General features: G+C 55.6%; 27 protein-coding genes and 2 pseudogenes. 13 read left to right on the plus strand and 16 right to left on the minus strand.

The features are described 5' to 3' along the window. Window positions 1–86: 86 nt before the first annotated feature. Window positions 87–341, minus strand: a complete 255-nt coding sequence (locus tag CSE01S_RS10265) for a GlsB/YeaQ/YmgE family stress response membrane protein (RefSeq protein WP_042287677.1) — start codon at window positions 339–341, stop codon at window positions 87–89. Window positions 342–529: 188 nt separating this feature from the next. Further along, the gene (emtA, locus tag CSE01S_RS10270) at window positions 530–1,141 is read right to left on the minus strand and encodes a membrane-bound lytic murein transglycosylase EmtA (protein ID WP_042287680.1); all 612 of its coding nucleotides are present in this window, start codon (window positions 1,139–1,141) and stop codon (window positions 530–532) included. A 147-nt stretch (window positions 1,142–1,288) separates the two neighbouring features. Here emtA and ldcA point away from each other — a divergent pair, with 147 nt between their 5' ends. Together ldcA and CSE01S_RS10280 are read left to right on the plus strand one after the other, a co-directional pair. Then, window positions 1,289–2,203 carry a muramoyltetrapeptide carboxypeptidase gene (gene ldcA / locus CSE01S_RS10275; protein ID WP_042287682.1) on the plus strand — a complete coding sequence of 305 codons (915 nt, stop codon included), beginning with the start codon at window positions 1,289–1,291 and terminating at the stop codon, window positions 2,201–2,203. A 95-nt stretch (window positions 2,204–2,298) separates the two neighbouring features. Further along, window positions 2,299–4,017: pseudogene (locus tag CSE01S_RS10280) on the plus strand (potassium/proton antiporter); the annotation flags it as partial. Here the strand turns inward: CSE01S_RS10280 and CSE01S_RS23610 are convergent. From CSE01S_RS23610 to CSE01S_RS10290, 3 genes and pseudogenes are all read right to left on the minus strand, one after another. After that, a pseudogene (locus CSE01S_RS23610) lies at window positions 3,970–4,074 on the minus strand (hypothetical protein); the annotation flags it as partial. The pseudogenes CSE01S_RS10280 and CSE01S_RS23610 sit on opposite strands and share 48 nt — an antisense overlap. An 11-nt stretch (window positions 4,075–4,085) precedes the next feature. Further along, window positions 4,086–5,156 (minus strand): catabolic alanine racemase DadX, encoded by a 1,071-nt coding sequence (gene dadX / locus CSE01S_RS10285; protein WP_042287687.1) that lies wholly within the window; start codon window positions 5,154–5,156, stop codon window positions 4,086–4,088. Between the two features lie 12 nt (window positions 5,157–5,168). Next, on the minus strand, window positions 5,169–6,467 hold the full coding sequence (locus tag CSE01S_RS10290; RefSeq protein ID WP_042287690.1) for a D-amino acid dehydrogenase: 1,299 nt from the start codon (window positions 6,465–6,467) through the stop codon (window positions 5,169–5,171). A 322-nt stretch (window positions 6,468–6,789) separates the two neighbouring features. Here CSE01S_RS10290 and CSE01S_RS10295 point away from each other — a divergent pair, with 322 nt between their 5' ends. Continuing rightward, complete coding sequence (locus tag CSE01S_RS10295) at window positions 6,790–8,322, plus strand: SpoVR family protein (RefSeq protein WP_042287691.1); 1,533 nt, start codon at window positions 6,790–6,792, stop codon at window positions 8,320–8,322. An 81-nt stretch (window positions 8,323–8,403) separates the two neighbouring features. Here the strand turns inward: CSE01S_RS10295 and fadR are convergent, their stop codons facing one another. Continuing rightward, on the minus strand, window positions 8,404–9,123 hold the full coding sequence (fadR, locus tag CSE01S_RS10300; RefSeq protein ID WP_042287694.1) for a fatty acid metabolism transcriptional regulator FadR: 720 nt from the start codon (window positions 9,121–9,123) through the stop codon (window positions 8,404–8,406). Window positions 9,124–9,349: 226 nt separating this feature from the next. Here fadR and nhaB point away from each other — a divergent pair, with 226 nt between their 5' ends. The 3 genes from nhaB (at window position 9,350) to CSE01S_RS10315 (ending at window position 12,019) form a co-directional block, all read left to right on the plus strand. Next, entirely contained in the window at window positions 9,350–10,894 is a 1,545-nt protein-coding gene (gene nhaB, locus CSE01S_RS10305) for a Na(+)/H(+) antiporter NhaB (RefSeq protein WP_042287696.1), read from the plus strand. Window positions 10,895–11,035: 141 nt separating this feature from the next. Beyond that, on the plus strand, window positions 11,036–11,566 hold the full coding sequence (gene dsbB / locus CSE01S_RS10310) for a disulfide bond formation protein DsbB (protein WP_042287698.1): 531 nt from the start codon (window positions 11,036–11,038) through the stop codon (window positions 11,564–11,566). Between the two features lie 111 nt (window positions 11,567–11,677). Continuing rightward, window positions 11,678–12,019 (plus strand): TehB family protein, encoded by a 342-nt coding sequence (locus CSE01S_RS10315; RefSeq protein WP_042287700.1) that lies wholly within the window; start codon window positions 11,678–11,680, stop codon window positions 12,017–12,019. Between the two features lie 23 nt (window positions 12,020–12,042). Here CSE01S_RS10315 and ycgN read toward each other — a convergent pair whose 3' ends face one another. The 3 genes from ycgN to CSE01S_RS10330 form a co-directional block, all read right to left on the minus strand. Continuing rightward, window positions 12,043–12,489, minus strand: a complete 447-nt coding sequence (ycgN, locus tag CSE01S_RS10320; RefSeq protein WP_042287760.1) for a cysteine cluster protein YcgN — start codon at window positions 12,487–12,489, stop codon at window positions 12,043–12,045. A 93-nt stretch (window positions 12,490–12,582) separates the two neighbouring features. Continuing rightward, window positions 12,583–13,242 (minus strand): fumarylacetoacetate hydrolase family protein, encoded by a 660-nt coding sequence (locus CSE01S_RS10325; protein ID WP_042287702.1) that lies wholly within the window; start codon window positions 13,240–13,242, stop codon window positions 12,583–12,585. A gap of 69 nt (window positions 13,243–13,311) precedes the next feature. Then, entirely contained in the window at window positions 13,312–13,605 is a 294-nt protein-coding gene (locus tag CSE01S_RS10330) for a YcgL domain-containing protein (RefSeq protein WP_042287705.1), read from the minus strand. Between the two features lie 126 nt (window positions 13,606–13,731). Between CSE01S_RS10330 and minC the strand changes: the two genes are divergently transcribed. From minC to minE, 3 genes are read left to right on the plus strand one after another with little or no spacing between them, the layout of a single operon-like run. After that, window positions 13,732–14,439: a septum site-determining protein MinC gene (minC, locus tag CSE01S_RS10335; protein WP_042287708.1), complete on the plus strand. Its 708-nt coding sequence runs from the start codon at window positions 13,732–13,734 to the stop codon at window positions 14,437–14,439. Between the two features lie 23 nt (window positions 14,440–14,462). After that, window positions 14,463–15,275, plus strand: a complete 813-nt coding sequence (minD, locus tag CSE01S_RS10340; protein WP_042287710.1) for a septum site-determining protein MinD — start codon at window positions 14,463–14,465, stop codon at window positions 15,273–15,275. Between the two features lie 3 nt (window positions 15,276–15,278). Continuing rightward, window positions 15,279–15,545 (plus strand): cell division topological specificity factor MinE, encoded by a 267-nt coding sequence (gene minE, locus CSE01S_RS10345; RefSeq protein ID WP_001185666.1) that lies wholly within the window; start codon window positions 15,279–15,281, stop codon window positions 15,543–15,545. 127 nt (window positions 15,546–15,672) lie between these two features. Here the strand turns inward: minE and CSE01S_RS10350 are convergent, their stop codons facing one another. After that, window positions 15,673–16,590 (minus strand): LysR substrate-binding domain-containing protein, encoded by a 918-nt coding sequence (locus CSE01S_RS10350; protein WP_042287762.1) that lies wholly within the window; start codon window positions 16,588–16,590, stop codon window positions 15,673–15,675. 103 nt (window positions 16,591–16,693) lie between these two features. Here CSE01S_RS10350 and CSE01S_RS10355 point away from each other — a divergent pair, with 103 nt between their 5' ends. After that, entirely contained in the window at window positions 16,694–17,785 is a 1,092-nt protein-coding gene (locus tag CSE01S_RS10355; protein WP_042287713.1) for a tartrate dehydrogenase, read from the plus strand. 55 nt (window positions 17,786–17,840) lie between these two features. On the opposite strand, the gene rnd is transcribed toward CSE01S_RS10355, so the two are convergent. From rnd to yoaA, 5 genes are all read right to left on the minus strand, one after another. Then, complete coding sequence (gene rnd / locus CSE01S_RS10360) at window positions 17,841–18,974, minus strand: ribonuclease D (protein WP_084589000.1); 1,134 nt, start codon at window positions 18,972–18,974, stop codon at window positions 17,841–17,843. Window positions 18,975–19,043: 69 nt separating this feature from the next. Continuing rightward, window positions 19,044–20,729, minus strand: a complete 1,686-nt coding sequence (fadD, locus tag CSE01S_RS10365) for a long-chain-fatty-acid--CoA ligase FadD (RefSeq protein WP_060569607.1) — start codon at window positions 20,727–20,729, stop codon at window positions 19,044–19,046. 204 nt (window positions 20,730–20,933) lie between these two features. After that, on the minus strand, window positions 20,934–21,515 hold the full coding sequence (locus tag CSE01S_RS10370; protein ID WP_042287719.1) for a Slp family lipoprotein: 582 nt from the start codon (window positions 21,513–21,515) through the stop codon (window positions 20,934–20,936). 72 nt (window positions 21,516–21,587) lie between these two features. Continuing rightward, the gene (gene tsaB, locus CSE01S_RS10375) at window positions 21,588–22,283 is read right to left on the minus strand and encodes a tRNA (adenosine(37)-N6)-threonylcarbamoyltransferase complex dimerization subunit type 1 TsaB (RefSeq protein ID WP_042287721.1); all 696 of its coding nucleotides are present in this window, start codon (window positions 22,281–22,283) and stop codon (window positions 21,588–21,590) included. Window positions 22,284–22,340: 57 nt separating this feature from the next. After that, window positions 22,341–24,251: a DNA repair helicase YoaA gene (yoaA, locus tag CSE01S_RS10380; RefSeq protein WP_042287723.1), complete on the minus strand. Its 1,911-nt coding sequence runs from the start codon at window positions 24,249–24,251 to the stop codon at window positions 22,341–22,343. Between the two features lie 128 nt (window positions 24,252–24,379). On the opposite strand from yoaA, the gene CSE01S_RS10385 reads away from it, so the two are divergent. Next, window positions 24,380–24,724, plus strand: a complete 345-nt coding sequence (locus CSE01S_RS10385) for a RidA family protein (protein ID WP_042287764.1) — start codon at window positions 24,380–24,382, stop codon at window positions 24,722–24,724. Window positions 24,725–24,728: 4 nt separating this feature from the next. On the opposite strand, the gene CSE01S_RS10390 is transcribed toward CSE01S_RS10385, so the two are convergent. Next, a complete protein-coding gene (locus CSE01S_RS10390; RefSeq protein ID WP_042287725.1) occupies window positions 24,729–24,908 on the minus strand; it encodes a YoaH family protein in 180 nt (59 codons plus the stop codon). A gap of 73 nt (window positions 24,909–24,981) precedes the next feature. Here CSE01S_RS10390 and pabB point away from each other — a divergent pair, with 73 nt between their 5' ends. Together pabB and CSE01S_RS10400 are read left to right on the plus strand one after the other, a co-directional pair. Continuing rightward, on the plus strand, window positions 24,982–26,343 hold the full coding sequence (gene pabB, locus CSE01S_RS10395; protein WP_042287727.1) for an aminodeoxychorismate synthase component 1: 1,362 nt from the start codon (window positions 24,982–24,984) through the stop codon (window positions 26,341–26,343). Between the two features lie 3 nt (window positions 26,344–26,346). Further along, a complete protein-coding gene (locus CSE01S_RS10400) occupies window positions 26,347–26,925 on the plus strand; it encodes a CoA pyrophosphatase (protein WP_042287729.1) in 579 nt (192 codons plus the stop codon). Window positions 26,926–26,976 lie beyond the last annotated feature (51 nt).

Consider the following 26,976-nt stretch of genomic DNA (forward strand, 5'->3'; position numbering starts at 1 on the left):
TTTTATTTGCAAATCAACAACACCCTTTCTACGGTATATTTTTTCGCATAAAACAACGGCTCCCGCAGGAGCCGTTGTGCCGAGGGTTAGTCGCGCCGTACAAGCCGGAAAACGCCCAGCACCACAACGGCGCCCACCACCGCGACGAGGAAACTGTGCAGATTAAAACCGCTGATGCTGCCGCCAATGCCGAACATGGTCGCCAGCCAGCCCCCCACTACCGCCCCCACAATACCGAGTATGCAGGTGAGAATAAACCCGCCGCCGTCGCGCCCCGGCATCAGCAGTTTGGCAATAACACCGGCAATCAGACCGAAAACAATCCAGGCAATGATCCCCATGTTGAGGCCCTCTGTTCAGTGAAACCACACGCAACACCTTCTTGCGCCCGTAAGCTAAGTATAGGCAAGTCGTTGATCCACGCCGAACCGGGCAGTGCAATTATTCCTTGTGGTGTAGATAAGGGTTGTCTCAGGTTCTGCCGCGCCCTGCCGATAACCCGTCGAAATCCAGCAACCTGGGCACATAATTACATCGCGTCCAGCGCGCGTTGTAGCTTCCAGATATAGCGCGGCGCCTGCGGCGCGGGATGGTTATCGACGACATGCTCAAAAAATTCGTCCGCATCCAGATCGTTAATTTTTTCGATCGCCTTTTTACGGTCGGAGGAGAAGGTACGCAGCAGCGCACCCGCGCCGTTCGCATACGAAACCACCAGCGCGTACTGCATCACCTGCGGGTCTTCGATGCCTGCGAGCGGACCGTTTTCCAGAATGCTCAGGTAAGCGGCGCCCATCGAAATGTTACGCTCAGGGTTTTTCAGTTCGCTGGTGGAAGGCTCGCCGCTCCACCCCATACGGCGGTACACATCGCGCCCGGAGGTGGACGCCTTAAGCTGCATCAGCCCGACGGCGTTGGATTTGCTTACCACACTGGGGTTGCCGCCGGATTCAATGGCGATAATCGCGGTAATCAGCTTCGGGCTGACACCCCAGGCTGCGCCGGCTTTCTCACTGATCGGCATCCACTGCATTGCCCGTTTTACCGGCACTTCCGGGTTCCACGGCGGATTTTTATAATCGGGTTTTGAACTACAACCAGCAAGCAGCACAATCAAAAAAGCAAACCATCTCAATTTCACGTCATCTGTCCTTATGGCCGACGCATCGGGCGTTTATTCGGCGTCATTACAACAATGCAGGCCGGATAAGCCAGGCGTTATCCGGCAAAACGTTCTACTATAGGCGGCATGATATACATTAGGTTTCTGTTGTAGCAAGGAATTGCCATGTCCCGGTTTCACTTAATTGCCCCTTCGGGCTATTGCATTAATCAGCAAGCGGCTTCACTGGGTATTCAACGTCTGGAACAGGCTGGTCACCAGGTAGAAAATACCGCCGTGGTTGGACGACGTTATCAGCGTTTTGCCGGTACCGAAGCGGAGCGCCTGGCGGATATCACTGAACTGGTTAACCTGACGATGCCCGGTACTATCGTCATGCCGGTGCGCGGCGGGTACGGCGCGAGCCGTCTGCTGGCGCATATCGACTGGCAGGCGCTGGCCGCGCGTCAGCAGCAGGATCCGCTGCTTATATGCGGACACAGCGATTTTACGGCGATCCAGTGCGGTTTGCTGGCGTTGGGTAAGGTCATTACCTTTAGCGGTCCGATGCTGGCAGGCAATTTTGGCGCGCCGGAGCTGGACCGTTTTACGGAAGATCATTTCTGGCGGGCGCTACGTAACGCGGTGTATTCAGTGGCGTGGCGCAGCGAAGGCCCGGCGTGTCATACCGAAGGCACTCTCTGGGGCGGTAACCTGGCGATGCTGATTTCCCTCATCGGCACGCCGTGGATGCCGAAAATTGAAAACGGTATTCTGGTGCTGGAAGATATCAACGAGCACCCCTTCCGCGTTGAGCGTATGCTACTGCAACTTTTTGACGCGGGCATTCTCAACCGTCAGAACGCCATTGTGCTGGGTAGCTTTAGCGGTAGCGCGCCAAATGAGTATGACGCGGGATACGATCTCAACGCCGTCTATGCGTTCTTACGCGAACGCCTCGCTATTCCACTCATCACCGGGCTTGATTTTGGCCACGAACAACGCACCGTGACGCTGCCGCTGGGTGCGCATGCGGTTTTGCGTAATGACGCCAATGGCGCTCAGCTTACGCTGTCCGGTCATCCGGTGTTGAAATCTTAAAAAAAGCGCTGGCGAGGGCTAACTAATCCGCGGGAACGGTCGTTAATATGTTAGGCTTAATGAATAAAAAAGCATAATTGAGGAGAATACGACCGTTGGACGCCACTGCAATAATCAGTCTTTTTATCCTGGGGTCCGTCCTCGTCACCAGCAGTATCTTACTCAGTTCATTTTCGTCACGTCTCGGTATCCCCATTCTGGTTATTTTCCTCGCCATCGGCATGCTGGCAGGCGTTGATGGCGTGGGCGGTATACCGTTCGACAACTATCCGTTTGCATATATGGTCAGTAACCTGGCGCTGGCGATTATCCTGCTGGATGGCGGGATGCGTACCCAGGCCAGTTCCTTTCGCGTCGCGCTGGGTCCGGCGCTGTCGCTGGCGACCGTCGGCGTGCTGATCACCTCTGGCTTGACCGGCATGATGGCGGCGTGGCTGTTTAAGCTGGACCTGATCGAAGGCTTGCTGATTGGCGCGATTGTCGGCTCTACCGACGCCGCAGCGGTTTTTTCGCTGCTCGGCGGCAAGGGGCTGAACGAACGCGTGGGCTCAACGCTGGAAATCGAATCCGGCAGTAACGACCCGATGGCGGTATTCCTCACTATTACCCTGATTGAGATGATCCAGCAGCATGAGACCGGCCTGAGCTGGATGTTCGCGGTCCATATCATTCAGCAGTTTGGTCTCGGGATCGCGCTTGGCTTAGGCGGCGGCTACCTGCTTCAACAGATGATCAACCGCATCTCCCTGCCCGGCGGACTGTATCCGCTGCTGGCCCTGAGCGGAGGGATCCTGATTTTCGCCTTAACCACCGCGCTGGACGGCAGCGGGATCCTGGCGGTATACCTGTGCGGCTTTTTGCTGGGCAACCGCCCGATCCGCAACCGTTACGCGATACTGCAAAACTTCGATGGCCTGGCCTGGCTGGCGCAAATTGCCATGTTCCTCGTACTGGGACTGCTCGTTACGCCGTCTGACCTGCTGCCCATAGCCGTCCCGGCGCTGATGCTGTCGGCGTGGATGATTTTCTTTGCCCGTCCCATTTCGGTTTTTGCCGGGTTACTGCCGTTCCGCGGCTTTAACCTGCGCGAGCGGGTATTCATCAGTTGGGTTGGACTGCGCGGCGCGGTTCCCATCATTCTTGCAGTGTTTCCGATGATGGCTGGTCTGGACAACGCGCGCCTGTTTTTCAACGTCGCCTTCTTCGTGGTGCTGATCTCGTTGCTGTTTCAGGGCACCTCGCTCTCGTGGGCGGCGAAAAAAGCGAAGGTCGTGGTGCCGCCCGTGGGTTGGCCGGTTTCCCGGGTGGGACTGGATATTCATCCGGAAAACCCCTGGGAGCAGTTTGTCTACCAGCTCAGCGCCGACAAATGGTGTGTGGGCGCGGCCCTTCGCGATCTGCATATGCCGCAGGAGACGCGCATTGCTGCGCTGTTCCGCAACAATGAGCTGTTTCACCCAACCGGCAGCACCCGTTTACAGGAAGGCGATGTGCTCTGCGTGATAGGACGCGAACGCGATTTGCCTGCGCTGGGCAAACTGTTCAGCCAGTCACCGCCGGTGGCGCTGGACCAGCGTTTCTTCGGTGATTTCATTCTGGAAGCGAGCGCGAAATTCGCCGATGTGGCGCTGATTTACGGGCTGGAAGACGGAACCGAGTATCGTGACAAACAGCAGACGCTGGGTGAAATTGTCCAGCAGTTGCTCGGCGCCGCGCCAGTCGTGGGCGACCAGGTTGAATTTGCCGGCATGATCTGGACGGTCGCCGAAAAAGAAGATAACGCAGTGCGCAAAGTCGGGGTGCGCGTGGCGGGAGAAGAAGACGAAGAATAACGATGGCGATGCCGGACACGCGTAGCCGTCGCCCGGCATCGTTCAATAAGTTACACCGTCACAACCGGCACGCGCAGCGCCAGAGCGCACATTAGCTCATAACCGACTGTGCCGGCGGCAGCGGCGACGTCGTCAATCTTAATCTCTTTGCCCCAAAGCTCAACCGGCGTGCCAATCCCCGCCTGCGGACAGGGCGTTAAATCCACCGCCAGCATATCCATAGAGACCGTACCCACCGTCATCGTGCGCACGCCGTCAACCAGAACCGGCGTTCCCGTTGGGGCGTGGCGCGGATAGCCGTCGGCATACCCCGCCGCGACAATACCGATCCGCTGTTCGTGCTGGGCTGTGAAACGCCCGCCGTAACCAACCCGGTCGCCGGCTTTCAACGTCTGTACGCCGATGATTTCGCTGCAAAGGGACATGACGGGTTTCAGCCCGGTATTGGCGATATCACGCCACTGGCCGGAAGGCGACGCTCCGTACAGAATAATCCCCGGTCGCACCCAGTCGCCGTGGGCTTCCGGATGCCACAAGGTTGCCGCAGAATTCGCCAGCGAACGGCGGCATTCCAGCCCTTCCGTCGCCTGCGCAATCCGCGCCATCGCCTCATTGATGCCGTCAGGGTGTTCAGCATCGGCAAAATGCGACATCAGCGTCATCTCGCCGACGTTCGGCATGGCCCGCAGTTGTTGCCAGACTGTCTGCAACCGTTCCGGTAGAAAACCAAGACGGTTCATCCCGGTATTCACTTTCACGTACACGTCCAGCGGCGCGTTGAGTTTCGCGTTCTGGATTGCCTTCAACTGCCAATTGCTGTGTACGCACGTTGTCAGCCTCCAGGTATCGTATACGGTCAGATCGTCTGCATGAAAGAAGCCTTCCAGCATCAGGATCGGTCCTTTCCAGCCGCGCTCTCGCAGGGTTATCGCTTCTTCTAAATTGAGCAGCGCAAACCCATCGGTGCCGCCTAACGCATTCCAGATACGCTCAATGCCATGTCCGTAGGCGTTGGCTTTAACCACTGACCAGACGCGGGCGTCCGGTGCAGCCTGACGGACAATACTCAAATTCTGCTTCATCGCCTGCAGGTCAAGGCTGGCCAGTATAGGGCGGGTCATTTCGCATCCTTATCAGTGATGTGCGCCATGAAGTTGCTGTGGCCGGGATGGCGTATACCCCGGGCTGTAACGCGCCACGCTCAAATCCTCATACGGGATCGCGGGCGTGCGGCCAGAGAGGATATCGCTCAGGAGCTGTCCGGAGCCGCAGGCCATGGTCCACCCCAGCGTCCCGTGTCCGGTATTCAGCAGCAGATTTTTAAAGCGGGTTCGCCCCACGACCGGCGTACCATCCGGCGTCATTGGGCGCAGCCCGGTCCAGAATGTGGCCTGTTCAATGCGTCCACCGCGCGGATAGAGATCGCGCACCACCATCTCCAGCGTTTCCCGACGCGGCTGGAGCAGTTCGGTATTAAAGCCGACGATTTCCGCCATGCCCCCGACACGAATGCGCTGATCGAAACGGGTAATGGCGATTTTGTAGGTTTCATCAAGAATAGTCGAAACAGGCGCGCCGTCCTCTTCCGCCACAGGGATCGTCAGCGAATAGCCTTTCAGCGGATACACCGGAATATCGACAATGCCTTTCAGCATCGCCGTGGAATAGGAGCCAAAGGCCATCACATACGCATCGGCTTTGATGATTTCGTCGCCGCACTTCACGCCATAGATACGCTCGCCTTCACAGAGCAGCTTGTCCACCGGCGTGTTGAAACGGAACGTGACGCCAGCCTGTTCAGCCATTTGCGCCAGTCGCTGGGTAAAAAGCTGGCAGTCGCCCGTTTCGTCGTTCGGCAACCGCAGCCCGCCGGTCAGCTTATGCGCCACTTCCGCCAGCGCCGGTTCCACTTCCGCCAGCCGGGCAGATTCCAGCAACTGGTACGGCACGCCCGCGTCTTCCAGCACCGCGATGTCCCGGGTGGCGTTTTCATACTGCTGTTCGGTGCGGAAGAGTTGTAGCGTCCCGCCCTGACGTCCTTCGTACTGAATGCCGGTTGACGCACGCAGCGCTTTCAGACAGTCGCGGCTGTACTCCGCGAGACGCACCATGCGGCCTTTGTTTTCCATGTAGTGGCGGGTGTCGCAGTTCCGCAGCATTTGCCACATCCATTTAAGTTGAAACGGCGAACCGTCCAGACGCACGGCCAGCGGCGCGTGGCGCTGGAACATCCATTTAATTGCCTTTAAAGGAACGCCTGGCGCCGCCCAGGGGGCGGCATAGCCTGGTGAAATCTGTCCAGCGTTCGCGGCACTGGTTTCCAGCGCCGGACCGGGTTCACGATCAATGACGGTCACCTCATGCCCGGCCTGACATAAATACCAGGCGCTGGTCACGCCAACGACGCCACTTCCCAGTATGACAACTCGCATAGCCACTCCGTTAACAGTAAAAGAACAATCTTCTAATTACATCTTGATAACCCAGATGAAAATATTATTCAACATATGGCTTTTTTATGGTGACCTGCCTCACAGATAGCCGATTGCAGGGTGATAGCGATTGTTTGGCATCTCCTGCTATGCCGCATTTTTATCCAGCATAAAATAGCGTAGCGATGGCAATTTCTGGCGGGATAACCAGCAGAAATCGCGAAGAAAAGATCGCATCGCCAACACGGTTTTTAACAGGGTGTTCTATGCTTGAAATGAGGTGCTCCACACAGAGAGCGCCGCCAACAATGAGGGTGCGCGAATGGCTACGATTGATTCCATGAACAAGGACACCACACGGTTGAGCGATGGACCCGACTGGACGTTTGATCTGCTGGATGTTTACCTGGCAGAAATAGACCGCGTGGCAAAACTCTACAGACTGGACACCTATCCGCACCAGATTGAGGTTATCACCTCCGAGCAGATGATGGACGCCTATTCCAGCGTCGGGATGCCGATCAATTATCCGCACTGGTCATTTGGCAAAAAGTTTATCGAAACCGAAAGATTGTATAAACACGGGCAGCAGGGTCTGGCCTATGAGATCGTCATTAACTCGAACCCGTGTATCGCTTATCTGATGGAAGAGAACACCATTACCATGCAGGCGCTGGTAATGGCTCACGCCTGCTACGGGCATAACTCTTTCTTCAAAAACAATTATCTGTTCCGCAGTTGGACCGACGCCAGCTCGATTGTTGATTACCTGATTTTTGCCCGCAATTACATCACTCAGTGCGAAGAGCGTTACGGCGTTGATGAGGTGGAAAAATTGCTGGACTCCTGTCATGCGCTGATGAATTACGGGGTTGATCGCTACAAGCGTCCGCAAAAAATCTCTTTGCAGGAGGAGAAAGCCCGTCAGAAAAGCCGTGAAGAATATCTGCAAAGCCAGGTAAACATGCTGTGGCGTACACTGCCGAAGAAAGAGGAAGAAAAAACGGTGGCCGAGGCGCGACGTTATCCGTCGGAGCCGCAGGAGAACTTGCTCTACTTTATGGAGAAGAACGCGCCACTGCTGGAGTCCTGGCAGCGTGAGATCCTGCGTATCGTACGCAAAGTGAGCCAGTATTTCTATCCGCAGAAGCAGACCCAGGTGATGAACGAAGGCTGGGCCACCTTCTGGCACTATACGATCCTGAATCATCTTTATGACGAAGGCAAAGTCACCGAGCGCTTTATGCTGGAATTTTTGCACAGCCACACTAACGTGGTGTTCCAGCCGCCCTATAACAGCCCGTGGTACAGCGGCATTAATCCCTATGCGCTGGGCTTTGCGATGTTCCAGGACATCAAGCGCATCTGTCAGTCGCCAACGGAAGAAGATCGCTACTGGTTCCCCGATATGGCGGGATCAGACTGGCTGGAGACGCTGCATTTCGCGATGCGCGACTTTAAAGATGAAAGCTTCATTAGCCAGTTCCTGTCGCCAAAGGTGATGCGTGATTTCCGCTTCTTTACGGTGCTGGACGACGATCGGCATAACTATCTGGAAATCTCTGCGATTCATAACGAGGAAGGCTACCGTGAAATCCGCAATCGCCTGTCGTCACAATATAACCTGAGCAATCTTGAGCCAAATATCCAGGTGTGGAATGTCGATCTGCGCGGCGATCGCTCTCTGACGCTACGCTACATTCCGCACAACCGCGCGCCGCTGGACAAGGGTCGTAAAGAGGTGCTGAAGCACGTGCATCGGCTATGGGGATTTGACGTGACGCTGGAACAGCAGAACGAAGACGGCAGCGTTGAGCTACTGGAACGCTGCCCGGCGAGGGTGAACAGTTTGTAATCGCCCTGTCGCCCGCAGGGGAAACCGCCGGGTTGGATAAACGCAAAAAACCTCTCTGCAGAGAGGTTTTTCTTTTATTTCCTATCGCCCCTGAATCGCGAGATCGCCCGGCAGGTTTTTCTGCATCCGGTGCCAGATCTCGCCGCTGTCGTGACCGTAGCGGCGTACCGTTTCATACACCTGATCGTGCGCGCCTTGCAGGCAGAGTTGCGACAGCTTGTGATAGAACCCCAGCGCCAGGCTGCGCGCTTCCGGATTAGCGAAATAGTGACGCCCGATACGGGTGTACAGCCCTTTCATGCCGTTGAGGATCAGGCCGTAAATCGGGTTGCCGGAGGCAAACGCCAGGCCGCGGAAAATGTTGTAATCAAGTTCCGCAAAGGCGTCGGCGTGGTCGGCAACTTCCTGCGCTGTCGCCAGCACTTCCTGAGCTTTGTCAGGATGCTGACGAAATGCGGTGCGGATAAAGATCGTTGAGATGTTGGTTCGCACCGACAGCAGATTATCAATCAGTTGCGGAACGCTTTCATGATCGAGACGCGCCAGGGTTTCAAGAATGTTCAGCCCGGACGTTTCCCAGAAATTATTCACCTTCGTCGGTTTGCCGTGCTGAATGGTCAACCAACCATCACGCGCCAGACGCTGAAGCACTTCACGCAAAGTGGTACGCGTCACCCCGATCAGTTCGGAGAGTTCACGTTCAGCAGGCAGAATAGTGCCCGGGGGGAAGCGGTTATTCCAGATACTTTCAATGATGTACTCTTCCGCGAAACCCGCCGGGCTCTGCGCCTTAATGACCATAGTGAGATTTCCATTACACAGCAAAACATAGTTACACTCATCATACCAGACGGGTTACAACCCCGATAGCGCAGGCAACAAAGAAAAAGGGGATCAAGGCTTCATTTTCCGGATAACGCCGCGCCGGTATATAAGGTTAAGGACTTGCCTGGTTTACCGCTGACCGCTAAGCTTTGCGGCTAAACATAAAAACATCATTTCATTTAATTAGGTAAGGGAAACCGCCATGGAGATCTCCTGGGGTCGCGCATTCTGGCGCAACTTTTTAGGCCAGTCGCCAGACTGGTACAAACTCGCTCTACTAATATTTCTGATCGTTAACCCGCTGATTTTCATGATCAACCCCTTCGTAGCGGGATGGTTGCTAGTGGCGGAATTTATCTTCACGCTGGCCATGGCGCTGAAATGCTACCCGTTGCTGCCGGGCGGACTGCTGGCGATTGAAGCGGTGATGATCGGCATGACCAGCGCCGCCCATGTGCGCGAAGAAGTCGCGGCCAATCTGGAAGTCCTGCTGCTGCTGATGTTTATGGTGGCGGGCATCTACTTTATGAAGCAGTTACTGCTGTTTATTTTTACCCGCCTGCTGTTGAGTATTCGCTCCAAAACCATGCTATCGCTGGCCTTCTGCATTGCCGCCGCCTTTCTTTCGGCTTTCCTTGATGCGCTTACCGTGGTTGCCGTCGTTATCAGCGTTGCCGTTGGCTTTTACGGTATTTATCACCGTGTGGCCTCCGCGCGCGGTGAAGATAACGATATTCTGGACGACAGCCATATCGATCAGCATTACAAAACGGTGCTGGAGCAGTTCCGCGGCTTTTTACGCAGCCTGATGATGCATGCAGGCGTTGGGACCGCGCTTGGCGGCGTGATGACCATGGTGGGCGAACCGCAGAATCTGATTATTGCAAAAGCCGCCGGCTGGCACTTTGGCGACTTCTTTCTGCGCATGTCGCCTGTCACCCTCCCCGTGCTGATTTGCGGCCTGCTGACCTGCGTATTGGTAGAGAAAATGCGCTGGTTTGGTTATGGCGAAACGCTGCCGGAAAAAGTGCGTGAAGTCTTGCAGCAGTTTGACGATCAAAACCGCCATCAGCGCACCCGTCAGGACCGACTGAAACTGGTGGTGCAGGCGATTATCGGCGTCTGGCTGGTAGTTGCCCTGGCGCTGCATCTGGCGGAAGTGGGGCTGATTGGCCTGTCGGTCATTATTTTAGCGACCTCGCTAACCGGCGTTACTGACGAGCACGCCATCGGCAAAGCGTTTACCGAGTCACTGCCCTTTACCGCCCTGCTGACCGTGTTTTTCTCAATTGTCGCCGTGATTATTGACCAGCATCTGTTTACGCCGATCATCCAGTATGTCCTGCAGGCGTCGGAGCATGCCCAGTTAACGCTGTTTTATCTGTTTAACGGGCTGCTCTCTTCGATCTCCGATAACGTCTTCGTCGGCACGATTTACATCAACGAAGCCAAAGCGGCGATGGAAAGCGGCGCGATCTCACTGCAACAGTTTGAACTGCTGGCGGTGGCCATTAATACCGGCACCAACCTGCCGTCGGTCGCCACACCAAATGGCCAGGCGGCCTTCCTGTTCCTGTTGACTTCTGCCCTTGCGCCATTGATTCGCCTCTCTTATGGTCGGATGGTGTGGATGGCGCTGCCTTATACCGTTGTTCTGACGCTGGTGGGTCTGCTGTGCGTGGAGTTCACTCTCGCCCCGTACACCGAATGGATGACCCGGATCGGCCTTTTAGCTACACTTCCATAACAACTTACCGGGCATTTCACTGCCCGGTTTGCCTTTTTGCGTGATAATTATCCAATTACACAATATTTCATTTTCTCCTGGTGGCGCAGTTATTGAATTGGTTTACACTGCCGTGTCTACGCATATTGCAGGGAAATAACTATGTTGCGATTTTTGAACCAGTGCTCACGGGGTCGGGGCGCATGGTTACTGATGGCATTGACTGCCCTGGCGCTCGAACTGGTCGCGCTGTGGTTTCAGCATGTCATGCTACTTAAACCGTGTGTGTTGTGCATTTACGAACGCTGCGCGCTGTTTGGCATCATGGGCGCCGGGTTAGTCGGCGCCATCGCGCCGAAAACGCCGTTACGCTATGTCGCGCTGGTGATTTGGATCTACAGCGCCATCCGCGGTGTTCAACTGGCATGGGAACACACCATGATTCAGTTACATCCTTCCCCCTTCATGACCTGTGATTTTATGGCGCGCTTCCCGGGCTGGCTGCCGCTGGATAAATGGTTGCCGCAAGTGTTTGTTGCCTCTGGCGACTGTGCGGAACGTCAGTGGGAATTTTTAAGCCTCGAAATGCCGCAGTGGTTGTTGGGCATTTTTGCCGCTTATCTGGTGGTGGCGATTCTGGTGTTAATCGCGCAGCCGTTTAAGCCGAAAAGACGCGATCTGTTTGGTCGTTAATCCGCAACGCTCCCACCCGGGGGCGTTTTTTTTGCCGGAAAATCATTGCGTGCGACGCTTTATAAGATGTATATTGAATACATCTTATAAAGCCCACCAAGGGGAGTCCTTATGTCACATCTACGCATCCCGGCAAACTGGAAAATCAAACGTTCAACCCCATTTTTCACCAAAGATAACGTCCCCGCAGCGCTTCTCTCCCACCACAACACTGCCGCCGGCGTTTTCGGTCAATTGTGTGTCATGGAAGGGACGGTCACCTATTACGGTTTCGCTAACGAAGAAGCAAAAGAACCGGAAGTGAAAGTGGTGATCAACGCCGGCCAGTTCGCCACCAGCCCACCGCAGTACTGGCACCGGGTCGAGTTGAGCGATGACGCTCAGTTTAATATCAACTTCTGGGTCGATGAAGATCACGAAGGCGAGCAGATGTATCAGGCGAAAAACGCATAACATCCGCTCTCAGCATGGGCGGCTCAGTCCGCCCATTCAGGTTTATTCAGAATATGGTCCTGCCAGTCGCGGACTTCTGACTCTTTTACCGCAACATGGCGCACCGAGATGCGTTCGCCGTGCATCGCCGCTTTTGACCCCGTCAGCAGCGGGTGCCACGCCGGTAACCCTTTCCCTTCCGCCAGCAAACGATACGCACAGGTCATCGGCAGCCATTCAAAAGTCGGCAAATTATCACGCGTGAGTTTAATGCAGTCAGGCTCGTATTCGAAACGGCGTTCGTAGTTGCGACACTGGCAGGTTTTGATGTTTAACTGTCGGCAGGCGACATTGGTAAAATAGATTTCGTCAGTGTCTTCGTCCATCAGCTTATGCAGACAGCACTGACCACAGCCATCACAGAGCGACTCCCATTCGGCATCGGTCATTTCATCCAGGGTTTTACTTTGCCAGAAAGGTAAATCGCTCATCAGGGTATCCGCCATTGCTGTAAAGCTGCACCTTATAACCAGTCTGGCACGCTGATGCAAGTTTTGCCGCCCGAAAAAGGCGGCAAAGGGCTTTTACAGAACGCGAGTCGTAAGGGAATGGCCGTTGAAATGAATCTCCAGCTCGTCGCCGCTGGCAAGCGGCCCGACGCCTTCCGGGGTACCGGTCAACACAACGTCTCCGGCCTTCAGGGTAAAGAATTTACTCATATACGCAATCAGCGGCACGATTTTGTGGATCATGTCGGCGGTCGTGCCCTGCTGGCGGACCTCGCCGTTTACCGTCAGGCTAAGCGGCGTATCCTGCGGATCGCCGTTAAATTCAGCAGCCGGAATAAACCCCGACAACGGGCAGGAATTATCGAAGCCTTTGGCTTTTTCCCATGGCTGCCCCGCCTTCTTCATTTTGCCCTGTATGTCGCGCAGCGTCAGATCGAGCGCCACACCGTAACCGGCAATGGCTTTACGCACATGATCTTCCGTCGCCTGGCGTAACGTAGCGCCAATCAGAACCGCCAGTTCGACTTCATGATGCACCGCGCCCATCGCCGTTGGAATCGCCAACGGCTGGCGCAGATCGCAAAGCGCTGTTTCCGGTTTGATAAACAGCACCGGCTCATCCGGCGTCGCGCTTCCCATCTCTTTAATATGCTTTGCGTAGTTGCTGCCTACGCAAACCACTTTGCTTGCCGGGAAGTCGAGCAGCGCGCCCTGCCAGTTATGATGTTGATACATGCTTTTCCCCTAATCTGTCATCCTGGATGGTCAGTAATGGCACCGGCAAGGCTTAACGCCGGATACCGTTTATTTATCCGTTTCTGGAGCGTGCTGCGAGGAGGCTGAAAGATGTTGCTTCAATAAATCTTCCGGCGGCGGAGGCAATTGTAAATAATATCCCTGCTCCGCTAAGGCTTGCTTTACTTTATCCAGATCGGCGTTGACTAACTTCTTACGACCATCCAGCGGCAATATCATTGCCAGTTTTGGCTGGCCAAATCCTTTCATCAGCTCTTCAGGTACGCGTGAAAAATCGTCTTTTTTTTCGACATATAAATAGGTCTGGTCACGTCGGGTACTTCTGTAGATCACACAAAACATACATTTTACTCTGAATTAAACGGTTGGCGACTTGCCTCAATATAATAGTGACTATAACATGCCTTCTGGACTTCGGAATATCATCCCATATCGGGGATGATAAATAGCAAATTGAGTAAGGCCAGGATGTCAAACACGCCCATCGAACTTAAAGGCAGTAGCTTCACCTTATCAGTGGTTCATTTGCATGAAGCCGAACCCGAGGTTATTCGTCAGGCGTTAGAAGACAAAATCGCTCAGGCTCCCGCTTTTTTAAAACACGCCCCGGTGGTGATTAACGTCAGCGGTCTGGACGCGCCGGTAAACTGGCCGGTTCTGCAGGAGGTGGTGACCTCCACAGGACTGCGGATTATCGGGGTCAGCGGCTGCAAAGACGCCCGTTTAAAAGCGGAAATCGACCAGATGGGCCTTCCCTTATTGACTGAAGGGAAAGAAAAAGCCGCGCGTTCCGCGCCAGCTGAACCCGTCGCCCCTGTAGCCCCGGCGCAAAACGCTGGTTCCGTCACAAAAACGCGATTTATTGATGTGCCGGTTCGTTCCGGTCAGCGCATTTATGCACCACAATGTGATCTGATTGTTACAAGTCACGTCAGCGCTGGCGCAGAGCTTATCGCTGACGGCAATATTCATGTCTACGGCATGATGAGAGGCCGCGCGCTGGCGGGCGCAAGCGGCGATCGGGAAGCGCAAATTTTTTGTACCCATCTGACGGCAGAACTGGTCTCTATCGCAGGTGTTTACTGGCTGAGTGATAAAATCCCAGCAGAATTTTATGGCAAAGCGGCCCGTTTGCAGTTAGCAGACAACGCTTTGACAGTTCAACCGTTGAATTGATCCCTTTTTAACAAGGAATTTCTATGGCACGCATTATTGTAGTTACTTCGGGTAAAGGGGGCGTTGGCAAAACCACCTCCAGCGCGGCCATCGCTACTGGTTTGGCCCAGAAGGGAAAGAAAACTGTCGTTATTGATTTTGATATCGGCCTGCGTAACCTCGATCTTATCATGGGGTGTGAACGCCGGGTCGTTTACGATTTCGTCAACGTCATTCAGGGCGATGCGACGCTGAATCAGGCGTTGATCAAGGACAAACGTACTGAAAACCTCTTTATTCTTCCTGCCTCTCAGACGCGCGATAAAGACGCCCTGACCCGCGAAGGCGTCGCGAAAGTCCTCGACGATCTGAAAGCGATGGATTTCGACTTCATTGTCTGCGACTCCCCGGCGGGGATTGAAACCGGCGCGCTGATGGCGCTCTACTTCGCCGATGAAGCGATCATCACCACGAACCCGGAAGTCTCCTCGGTTCGTGACTCTGACCGCATTCTGGGGATTCTGGCGTCGAAATCCCGCCGCGCCGAAAATGGCGAAGAACCGATCAAAGAACATCTGCTGCTGACGCGCTACAACCCGGGCCGGGTGAATAAAGGCGATATGCTCAGCATGGAAGATGTGCTGGAAATCCTGCGCATTAAGCTTGTCGGGGTGATCCCGGAAGATCAGTCTGTACTGCGCGCCTCTAACCAGGGCGAGCCGGTCATTCTGGATATCAATGCAGACGCGGGTAAAGCGTATGCCGATACGGTAGATCGTCTGTTGGGAGAAGAACGTCCTTTCCGCTTCATTGAAGAAGAGAAGAAAGGTTTCCTCAAACGCCTGTTCGGAGGATAAGTTATGGCATTACTGGATTTTTTTCTCTCGCGGAAAAAGAGTACAGCCAACATCGCGAAAGAGCGATTACAGATTATTGTCGCAGAGCGTCGTCGTAGCGACGCCGAGCCGCATTATTTACCGCAGTTACGCAAAGATATTCTTGAGGTCATTTGTAAATACGTACAAATCGATCCTGAAATGGTCACCGTTCAGCTTGAACAAAAAGACGGCGACATTTCTATTCTCGAACTTAACGTGACATTGCCAGAAGCGGAAGAGTCGAAATAACGCTTTCGCTCAGAAAAATCCTGGAAAAAAAGGCGGAACTTTCTGCCTTTTTTTATTTGTAGAAGAAAATCGTAATAAACATTTTTTCTGGTCAAAATATTGGTTATTTATACAGTATGACCTGAATTCATTTCACGGAAAATGTCGGATAGCGGTCGGCGAAATAATCCCGCAAAAACTCAACCGTAATTCGTACCTTCGCGGAGTTCGCCAGCCGGGAGACATAAACGGCCCAGATGTTTGCTGGTTGATAATACTCCGGCAGAACCTGCACCAGTTGACCGCTGGCAATATTGTCACAGACATCCCACCATGAGCGTAACGCAATCCCCTGGCCGTCCAGGCACCACTGGTGAACGATCTCCCCATGGTTCGACGACAGCGCGCCTGTCACTTTGATGGCATGTTGCCCCTCTTTATTTTGGAGTTGCCAAACGCCAAATGGGTGATCGCGCTCTTTTATTACCAGACAGGAACAGGCGGACAGCTCCGTCAGTTGCTTTGGCGTGCCGTGCTGCGCTAAAAATGACGGCGAGGCGCAAAGAATACGATAGTTCGTACCCAGTTTGCGGGCGATAAGATTCGGCGCGATATCATCGCCAATGCGAATATCCAGATCGACGCCTTCATTTGCCAGATCCACCAGCCGATCTTCGACATCAAAGCGCAATTCCAACTGGGGATACTGCTTCGCCAGCGCTGAAAGCGCGGGCGCTACCACGCGCCGGCCAAAGCCAAAGCTACTGATGATCCGCAGCATCCCTTGCGGCACCTGACGTACGTCAGAAAGCTCGTCCATCATCTGATCCACATCATACAAAATACGCTGCGCCCAGGCGTAGATGCGCTCGCCCTCTTCGGTCATGCTCACCCGCCGGGTGGTGCGATGTAGCAGAACCACGTTGAGCGTGTGTTCCAGTAGGGCGATACGTTTGCTGACGAAGGCAGGTGATACGCCCAGCTCCTGCGCCACCGCGGCAAATCCCGAACGCCGGGCAACCTGCATAAAGACGCGTAAGTCATTTAACAACGGCAGATTATTCATGATCTGTGTTTTATGTTTCACCAGTTGGTCTCATTAACTGCCGTTCAGTCAATTATAGGATAGCGGTGAAGTCAATTTTCTGAGCCGATAAGTGAGATCTGAAATGAACAAAACCTGTCGCATTGCCGCCATCCCCGGAGACGGCATTGGTAAAGAGGTTCTGCCGGAAGGGCTACGGGTGTTAAAGGCCGCCAGCGAGCGCTGGGGGCTGTCTCTGAGTATTGAAACCTTTGAATGGGCCAACTGTGAGTACTACCAGCAACACGGCAAGATGATGCCGGATGACTGGCACGCACAGTTGTCATCGTTTGATGCCATCTATTTTGGCGCGGTTGGCTGGCCGGACACCGTGCCGGATCATATCTCCCTGTGGGGATCGCTACTGAAGTTCCGCCGTGAATTCGATCAGTACGTTAACCTGCGACCGGTACGCCTCTTTCCGGGAGTGCCCTGCCCGCTCGCGGGCAAGCAGCCTGGCGATATTGATTTCTACGTGGTGCGAGAAAATACTGAAGGCGAATATTCGGCGTTGGGTGGACGGGTTAATCCGGGCACCGAACATGAACTGGTGATCCAGGAGTCGGTGTTTACCCGCCGCGGCGTGGATCGCATTTTGCGCTATGCATTCGAACTGGCGCAAAGTCGCCCGCGTAAAACGCTGACCTCCGCCACCAAATCTAACGGGCTGGCGATCAGTATGCCATTCTGGGATGAACGCGTGGAGGCAATGGCGCAGCACTTTCCCGCTATTCGCTGGGATAAGCAGCACATCGATATTCTGTGCGCCCGGTTTGTCATGCAGCCGGAACGCTTTGACGTAGTGGTCGCCTCTAACCTGTTTGGCGATATTCTGTCAGACCTCGGTCCGGCGTGTACGGGTACCATTGGCATCGCGCCTTCCGCCAACCTGAACCCGGAGCGCACTTTCCCCTCCCTGTTCGAACCGGTCCACGGTTCCGCGCCGGACATATACGGCCAGAACATTGCCAACCCGGTCGCCACTATCTGGGCAGGCGCGATGATGCTCGATTTCCTCGGGAAAGGCGATGCGCGCTATACCGCTGCCCATGACGGTATCCTGGCGGCGATCGAGCAAGTGATTGCCAGCGGACCGAAAACGCCTGATATGAAGGGGAACGCCTCAACCCGGCAGGTGGGCGAGGCTGTCTGCGAACGGATACGGTCCATGCAGTAAGCGAAGGCCGTACAGCGCGACCGGCTGGCGGATGTCCAGCCGGAGCGGGCTGACATTAGCCCTGACGCGGATACTCCGCCAGCAGCGCATGAAGCTGCGCGGCCATCAACTCGCCGCGCCAACCGGAGATCAGTTCTGGCTCGCCGCTTTGCGGTTTGAGCTGCCAGTGCCAGTTAAGCAACTGGTTAATCTGGCGGCGTGACGCCAGCAGTTCGGCGCTGACGTTATGCCCGGCGCTCACTCCGGCAATCAGCGCTTTAATATCTTTAAACGCTTTCCGATAGCCAGGCATGTCGATCAGATTAAGCAGCGGCGCTGGCAGCGCCTCCTCGGGTAACGCCTGCGCTTTGGCAACCAGCGCGAGCAGCGTCTTGCCATGGAAGCGAATTTCGCTGCCGGAAAGCCCGAGGCTGTCGAGTTCCCCCATGCTGCCGGGCATATAGCGCGCCACCGACCACAGATGTTCTTCACGCACCACGAAGTTCACCGCCAGATCGCGCTCGCGCGCCTTGCGCAACCGCCAGTCGGCAAGCAGCTGCAGACAAGCCAACTGGCGGGTACGCAGTTGCCAGGCATTGGTGATATCACGCCACGCCTCTTCCGGCGCCAGAATCTCCTGACGACGTTGCTGCATCAGACGGCATTCGTCCAGCGCTGCGGGCAGCCAACCAGCAGCTTCGGTTTCCGCCATCAGTTTTCCGGCGATCGGCAACAGATACCATACGTCCGCCGCCGCATATTCACACTGGCGTTCCGTCAGTGGACGCGCCAGCCAGTCGGTCCGCGACTCGCTCTTGTCGAGCGCCACGCCGCTAAACTCTTCAACCATTGAGGCAAAACCCCACGACAGCGGGCGACCGCAGAAAGCCGCCAGAATTTGCGTGTCGATCAGCGGCTGCGGCAGCTCGCCAAAGGCATTCAGAAACACTTCCAGATCTTCACTGCCTGCGTGCAGATATTTCGTGATAGCGGTATCGCGTAAAATCGCCTTCAGCGGCGACCAGTCGGTGATGCCATGCGGATCGATTAGCGCAACATGTTCGCCGTCGAACAACTGGATAAGCCCTAACTGCGGGTAATAGGTACGCGTACGAACGAATTCGGTATCAAGGGCGATGGCAGGAAACGCGCGAACCGCCTCACAGAGGGTCGCCAGCGCGTCATCAGTGGTGATCATTTGGTAATTCAAATTGCTTTCTCTTTGTTTTACGCCAAAAAAAACGCCGGATTATCCGGCGCTTGACGTGTTGCTTAACGCTCAGCCTTTATTGTCTACTTTGGCGCGGGCTTCGTCACGCAATTCTCGACGTAAAATTTTCCCGACGTTGGATTTTGGCAATTCATCGCGGAACTCCACCAGCTTAGGCACCTTATAGCCGGTTAACTGGCGGCGGCAGAAAGTCACCAGCGCCTCGTCCGTTAATGAAGGATCTTTTTTCACCACGAAAATCTTCACCGCTTCGCCGCTGCTGCCGGACGGCACGCCGACGGCCGCGACCTCGAGTACTCCCGGATGCTGCATCACAACATCTTCGATCTCGTTTGGATAAACGTTGAAACCTGAGACCAGAATCATGTCTTTCTTACGGTCGACAATGCGCAAAAAACCCTCATCGTCCATCACCGCGATATCACCCGTATGCAGCCAGCCGTCCTTGATGATCTCGTCGGTCGCATCCGGACGCTGCCAGTAACCGAGCATCACCTGCGGACCTTTGACGCAGAGTTCGCCAGGCTGATCCGGCGGCACTTCGTTATCATCATCGTCCACCAGCTTAGCTTCGGTAGACGGCACCGGCAACCCAATGCTGCCGCTGTGATAGTCAATATCATGCGGGTTCACGCTGACCAGCGGCGCGCATTCGGTCAGGCCATAGCCTTCCAGCAGATACTGCCCGGTCAGTTTCACCCAGCGTTCAGCTACCGCCTGCTGCACCGGCATACCCCCGCCGGCGGAAAGATGCAGAGAGGAGAAATCCAGTTGCTGGAACTCTTTATTATTCAGCAACGCGTTAAACAGGGTGTTCACGCCGGTCATGGCGGTAAACGGGTACTTTGCCAGCTCTTTCACCAGCCCCGGAATATCGCGCGGGTTGGTAATCAGCAGGTTCTGTCCGCCCAGTTCGATAAACAGCAGGCAGTTCATGGTCAACGCGAATATGTGGTACAGCGGCAGTGCGGTCACCACCAGCTCTTTCCCCGGATGCAGGAGCGGTCCATAGGTCGCTTTCACCTGCTCAAGGTTAGCCAGCATATTGCGATGGGTGAGCATCGCGCCTTTCGCCACGCCGGTCGTGCCGCCGGTATATTGCAGGAAAGCCAAATCCTCAGACACCACTTCCGGCTTCACGTACTGCATGCGGTAACCCGCATGTAGCGCGCTGCGAAACGAGATGGCATCCGGCAGATGGTACTTTGGCACCAGACGTTTGATGTATTTGACCACAAAGTTCACCAGCGTCCCTTTCGCCGTCGACAGCTGGTCGCCCATGCGGGTCAGAATAACGTGTTGAACCTGAGTTTTCTCAACCACTTTTTCCAGAGTGTGGGCGAAGTTCGAGACAATGACGATCGCCGCCGCGCCGCTGTCGTTGAGCTGATGCTCCAGCTCGCGCGGCGTGTATAGCGGGTTGACGTTCACCACGATCATCCCGGCACGCAGAATGCCAAACAGCGCGACGGGATACTGCAACAGGTTTGGCATCATTAGCGCGACGCGATCGCCCTTTTTAAGACCCAGCCCTTCCTGCAAATAGGCCGCAAACGCCCTGCTCCGCTCTTCCAGCTTGCGGAAGGTCATCACCTCCCCCATATTAACGAACGCGGGCTGATCGGCGTAACGCGCGACAGCATGTTCAAACAGTTCTACCAGGGATTGATAACGGTCAGGATTGATCTCCGCAGGCACATCCGCGGGATAACGGTTTAACCAAACCTTCTTCACTGCATCACCTCTAAAATGAGTGTTCGTCGTCATCGCAACCCCAGATAATAAACAAGTCGTTAACATAATATTAACTCAGCGTACCAGTTTATTAATTACTCAACGAAAAGGTTGCGAAGCGCATCACTATTTATTTTTCTTATGACATGACTAACGAAGAAACAGCGGACGTGCCGCTGTTTCTTTTACTGATAATACAAAGGGTTACTCTGTGACTATCGTCTGAACCTGAGCAGGCCCAGGGTTATACCACCCCCAGCCGCCATAGCCATAGGGCCAGCCTCGTCCGCCATAGAACCAGGGGTCGATAGGCTGCGGCGGCATGACGACCTGTTGAGCGATACGCCAGCGCTTGTAGCCCGTCACGTCCATGGTCATGAAATTATACGGCGTGTTGCCGACTTTCCCCGCCACGCTGCCGGTGATCGGCCCGACGACCGTCACTAACTGACCGCGAAAATCGACCGGATCAAGAAAGCCGTTCACGTTAGCATAAATACGTCCGCGTGACGGCTCGCCAAGGATCGGGCGCGCGCCGCTGTCCAGCGGGACGGTAGCGATTTCCAGTCGGGTTTTGCCCTGCTGGTTTTGAATATCCACCACCTTACCGCCAAATCGCGCTTCCTGACCAACGTACAGTTGCGGGGCATTCATCACCCGCATCAGATCGTCCTGCGGCGTCGGGCTGGTGCCTTTGATAGCATCCGGAACGGTCACACACCCGCTGAGCACCAGCACGATCGCGCCCGCCAGCAGATTTTTAACAACTTGTTTTTGAACCGCCATACTGCGACTCCTTTTCTCAGCGCACTGCCCCGAAGTTCCAGTGCATTTCCAGGGCATACATACTACTGAGATTCATTCTTTGCCCGGAAGTTTCTTCCAGGCCACGTTGTTACGTAAATAAACCGGTTCGGCGTGTTCAACGGCGACCGTTTTTCCTGCCGCCAACAATTGGCGGGCAACAGGAAGCATGTCTTCCGCTGCGGGCAGCAAAATGCCGCCGTCACGCAGCGCCAGAGCGTTCTGTTTACCAAGATCGGGCCACGCAGGCCAGCCGGTTCCCACGGTGACCCATTCGCCGGCGAGCTGCTGCAGCCGTTCTTCCACCTGCTCCGGTTTGAGCACCGCTTCCGTTTCTTCGCCGTGCCAGAGGCCGTCTTCGTCACGCTGATACTCAGCCCAGTAGACTTCGCCCATGCGCGCATCAATGGCCGCCAGTACGCGGGTTGCGCCGCTTTTGCGCCAGGCGCCCTGCGCCATTGTCGCCAGCGTGGAGACGCCAATCATCGGCAGTTCCGCCCCCAGGGCCAGCCCCTGCGCAATGCCAATACCAATACGCACGCCGGTAAAACTGCCCGGCCCGCGTCCATAGGCCAGCGCGTCAAGTTCAGTGAGTGAAAGGCCGCTTCGGGTCAGGATGTCCTGCACCATGGGCAGGATACGTTGCGTGTGTTCGCGTGGACAAAGCTCAAAATGAGCCGTGAGGGAACCGTCGTTCCACAGAGCGACAGAACAGGCTTCTGTGGCGGTATCGATAGCCAGAATTCGCATGGGTTTTCGTGCTTAGATCAATAAAATGGCCCGCATCTTACCATACTCCAGCGTAAATTACTCCGCTGAAGGCATGGCGAGAAAACGGACCGCGCGGGCGATATCCCGGGTACGCGGCGCGGGCGGCAGACTGGCCAGAAACGTCGCGCCATAGGGGCGCATTACCAGCCGGTTGTCGCAAATCACCAGCACGCCGCGATCGTCGGCATCGCGGATCAGGCGGCCTACGCCCTGTTTCAGGGTGATCACCGCATCGGGTAATTGCACCTCGTCAAACGGATCGCCGCCACGCAGTCGACAGTCTTCCATTCGCGCTTTCAGCAGCGGATCGTCCGGCGAGGTAAACGGCAGCTTGTCGATAATCACCAACGACAGCGTATCGCCGCGCACATCCACCCCTTCCCAGAAACTGCTGGTCGCCACCAGCAGGGCATTACCGGCGCTGACGAACTGCTGTAACAGCTGGCCTTTACTGGTTTCGCCTTGCAGCAGTACCGGCAGCGTCATGGTCGCGCGAAATTGCTCCGCCAGGTCGCGCATCATGGCGTGAGAAGTACAGAGCATAAAACAGCGCCCATTATTGGCTTCGATGATCGGTCTTAACATTGCCGCCAGTTGGCGCGCCGCGCCCGGCTGGTTGGTTTGCGGCAGGTTGCGCGGCACGCACAGCAATGCCTGACGGCTGTAGTCAAATGGGCTGGGCAGCAGCATCGATTCCGCCTGCTCAATACCCAGACGTGCGGTAAAATGGTGGAGGTCGTCGTTCACCGACAGCGTGGCGGAGGTGAAAATCCAACTCCCCGGCTTCTGCTCCATCACCTCTTTGAATTTGTCCGCCACGGTCAACGGGGTCAGCGCAAGGGTAAAATTGCGCGACGTGCATTCGTACCAATAGCTGTAACCGGGTTGATTGATCTCTTTCAGCCGCTTCAGGCGCGCCCGGTAGAGGGTAGCGCGCTCAAAGGCGGCGTCAAGCAGCGCCGAGCGGCCAAGCGACAGCTTCGCCACGTCATAACATAACTCGAGGGTGTCATCGAGCAGTAAAAAGGCACGCTGCACGCGCGGATCTGCCAGCAATTCGCGCAGATTGCCGCGATACCCCGGTTCGCCCAGCTGCAGGCGAAAATCCTGCGCGCTTTGCGCCAGACGGTCGGCACATTTTTGCAACTGCTGGGTGTCTTTCAGCTCGGTACGATAGGCAATGGTAATATCTTTCGCCAGATCCATCAGTTGGCGACTGGAAAGCGATTGTCCGAAATACTGGCTGGCAATGTCCGGAAGCTGGTGGGCTTCGTCGAAAATCATCACTTCCGCCTCCGGGATCAGTTCGCCGAAACCGCTCTCTTTGACCACCATGTCAGCGAGAAACAGATGATGGTTCACCACCACGACATCCGCCTCCATCGCTTTTTTACGCGCTTTTACCACGAAGCAGTCTTTATACAGAGGACAGTCGCTACCGAGGCAGTTATCGTTAGTGCTGGTAACCAACGGCCAGGCCTGGGAATCTTCGGCTACGCTGACGCAGGTACTGATATCGCCATCTACGGTCTGGTTCGACCAGGAGCGCAGCAGGATCACATCGCTTAAGGTCTGCACCGGCAGGTCTCCCCCCGCCAGCGCCTGTTGCTCCAGGCGTTCGAGGCAAAGATAGTTTGAACGCCCTTTCAGCAGAGCCAGTTTGCCGCTGTACTGTAGCGCTTTTGCTACCGTCGGCAGATCGCGGCTGTACAGCTGATCCTGCAAGGCCTTCGACCCCGTAGAGATAATCACTTTCTTTTTCGCGCGCAATGCTGGCGCGAGGTAGGCGTAGGTTTTCCCCGTCCCCGTCCCGGCTTCCACCACCAGCGGCTGCGCACGTTTAATGGCCTGTGTGACGGCTACCGCCATCTGTCGCTGTGGTTCGCGCGGTTTAAAACCCGGTATCGCTTTAGCCAACTGACCTTCTGGTGCAAAATCGTCCGTCACACTACCCCCTGTTAATTTGAACAGGGATTATGTCAGGCCGGAGAGTCTTACGCCAGTTGAAGAAATGTCGACGCCCTGACAATATGGCAGTTTGCCCGCGTATGCAGAACGTTAAAGAGGAAGAATGTATGACGATTATTCGTATTGATGCCGAAGACCGCTGGTCCGACGTGGTGATCCACAACAACACGCTGTACTACACCGGCGTGCCGTCGAATCTGGACGCCGATGCGTTTGAACAGACGGCCAATACGCTGGCGCAGATCGATGCCGCCCTGGCGCAGCAGGGCAGCAGCAAGTCACGTATTCTTGATGCAACCATTTTCCTGGCGGATAAAAGCGATTTTGCGGCGATGAACAAAGCCTGGGACGCCTGGGTCGTTGCCGGACACGCCCCGGTGCGCTGCACGGTGCAGGCTGGATTAATGAACCCGAACTATAAAGTTGAGATAAAGATTATCGCGGCGGTCTGAGTCGCTATTCGTCTTCATCGTCAAAACGCGCCACGATCCGTTCGCCGGTATGCGTGGCGCGTAGCTCTTCCGCCACCAGCGCAATCGCCTGACCGCTGCTCATGCCCTGGGACATCAGTTCCTGGATTCGTTCAACCGCTTTCTGCTGCTGCTCGTGGCTGAGTGAAGGTAAACCTGCAAACATCGTCAACTCCTGCTAAATTGTCTGCGCTAATTATTTCATGCAACCCGTCACATAGCCAGTACAGTCAGGATCAATGAAGACGTTATCTCCCGCGATTATTACGCTCCCCTGGCGTCAGGACGCCGCCGAATACTATTTTGCCCCGCTAAGCCATTTACCCTGGGCGATGCTGCTGCATTCCGGCCATGCGAATCATCCGCACAGCCGTTTTGATATCGTGGTGGCCGATCCATGCTGTACGCTCACCACCCACGGCGACGCAACCCAAATCCGCGACGCGAATGGCGTTCGCGACAGCCACGACGATCCGCTGGCGTTGCTGCAAACGGCGCTGGATACGCTGCAGCTTCATCCGTCGCCTAATGACGCGCTTCCGTTTCAGGGCGGCGCGCTGGGATTATTCGGCTACGACCTTGGGCGACGTTTTGAGTCATTGCCGTCTATTGCGCAGCAGGATATTCCTCTTGCGGAAATGGCGATTGGCATTTACGACTGGACGCTGATTGTCGATCATCACCGCCACACGGTGACGCTGCTCAGCCATACCGACGTACAGGCACGCTACGACTGGCTGAAAAGCCAGCGTTCCCCCGCCCGGACGCCGTTTGCGCTGACCTCCGGCTGGCAGTCGAATATGAGCCGCGAACAGTATGGGGAAAAATTCCGTCAGGTGCAGGCGTACCTGCACAGCGGCGATTGTTATCAGGTGAATCTGGCGCAGCGTTTTCAGGCGGCGTATCAGGGGGATGAATGGCTGGCCTTTACGCAGCTTAATCAGGCCAACCGCGCGCCGTTCAGCGCCTTTATACGTCTTGACGAAGGGGCGATTCTGAGCCTGTCGCCGGAACGCTTTATGTTGCTGGATAAGGGCGAAATTCAGACCCGGCCGATCAAGGGAACCCTGCCACGACTGTCGGACGCGCAGGCCGACCGCCAACAGGCGCAAAGACTGGCGCATTCGGCAAAAGATCGCGCCGAAAATCTGATGATCGTCGACCTGATGCGTAATGACATCGGCCGCGTGGCGATTCCCGGCACGGTGAAAGTGCCGGAACTGTTTGTCGTTGAACCGTTTCCGGCGGTGCATCACCTGGTCAGCACCATCACCGCGCAACTGCCCGCGACGCGCCACGCCACGGATCTCCTTCGCGCTGCGTTCCCGGGCGGCTCCATTACCGGCGCGCCAAAAGTGCGGGCGATGGAGATTATCGATGAACTGGAACCCCATCGCCGCAACGCCTGGTGCGGCAGTATCGGCTACCTGAGCGTGTGCGGCAATATGGACACCAGCATTACTATTCGCACCCTCACAGCGGTTAATGGTCAGCTATACTGCTCTGCCGGAGGCGGCATTGTGGCCGATAGCGAGGAACAGGCGGAATATCAGGAAACGTTTGATAAAGTGAACCGTATTTTGCATCAACTGGAGAACTAACCCGTGGAAAACACAGGCCTGACGCTGGATGATTTTTTATCACGCTTCCAACTTTTGCGACCGCAGATCAATCGTGCGTCGCTCAATCAGCGCCAGGCTGCGGTTCTCATTCCGGTGGTGCGTCGTCCTCAGCCCGGGCTGCTACTGACCCAGCGTTCCGTGCATCTGCGCAAGCATGCCGGACAGGTGGCCTTTCCCGGCGGCGCGGTAGACAGTACTGATGTGTCGCTTATCGCCGCCGCTCTGCGTGAAGCGCAGGAAGAGGTGGCTATTCCGCCGGAAGTGGTGGAAGTGATTGGCGTTTTGCCGCCTGTGGATAGCGTCACCGGGTACCAGGTGACGCCAGTGGTGGGCGTGATCCCGCCAAACCTACCTTATCGCGCCAGTGAGGATGAGGTATCCGCTGTGTTTGAAATGCCGCTGGCACAGGCGCTGCATCTGGGGCGCTACCATCCATTGGACGTTTACCGTCGAGGCGATTCTCACCGCGTATGGCTGTCATGGTATGAGCATTATTTCGTCTGGGGTATGACCGCAGGCATCATTCGTGAACTGGCATTGCAGATTGGCGTGAAGCCGTAGGGTTATGGCGCAAGGCCAAACGGAAAATATAGCCTGCGATCTGAAGAGGAT

Source organism: Citrobacter sedlakii NBRC 105722 (assembly GCF_000759835.1).
In the GTDB taxonomy this organism is placed as follows: Bacteria; Pseudomonadota; Gammaproteobacteria; order Enterobacterales; family Enterobacteriaceae; genus Citrobacter_A; species Citrobacter_A sedlakii.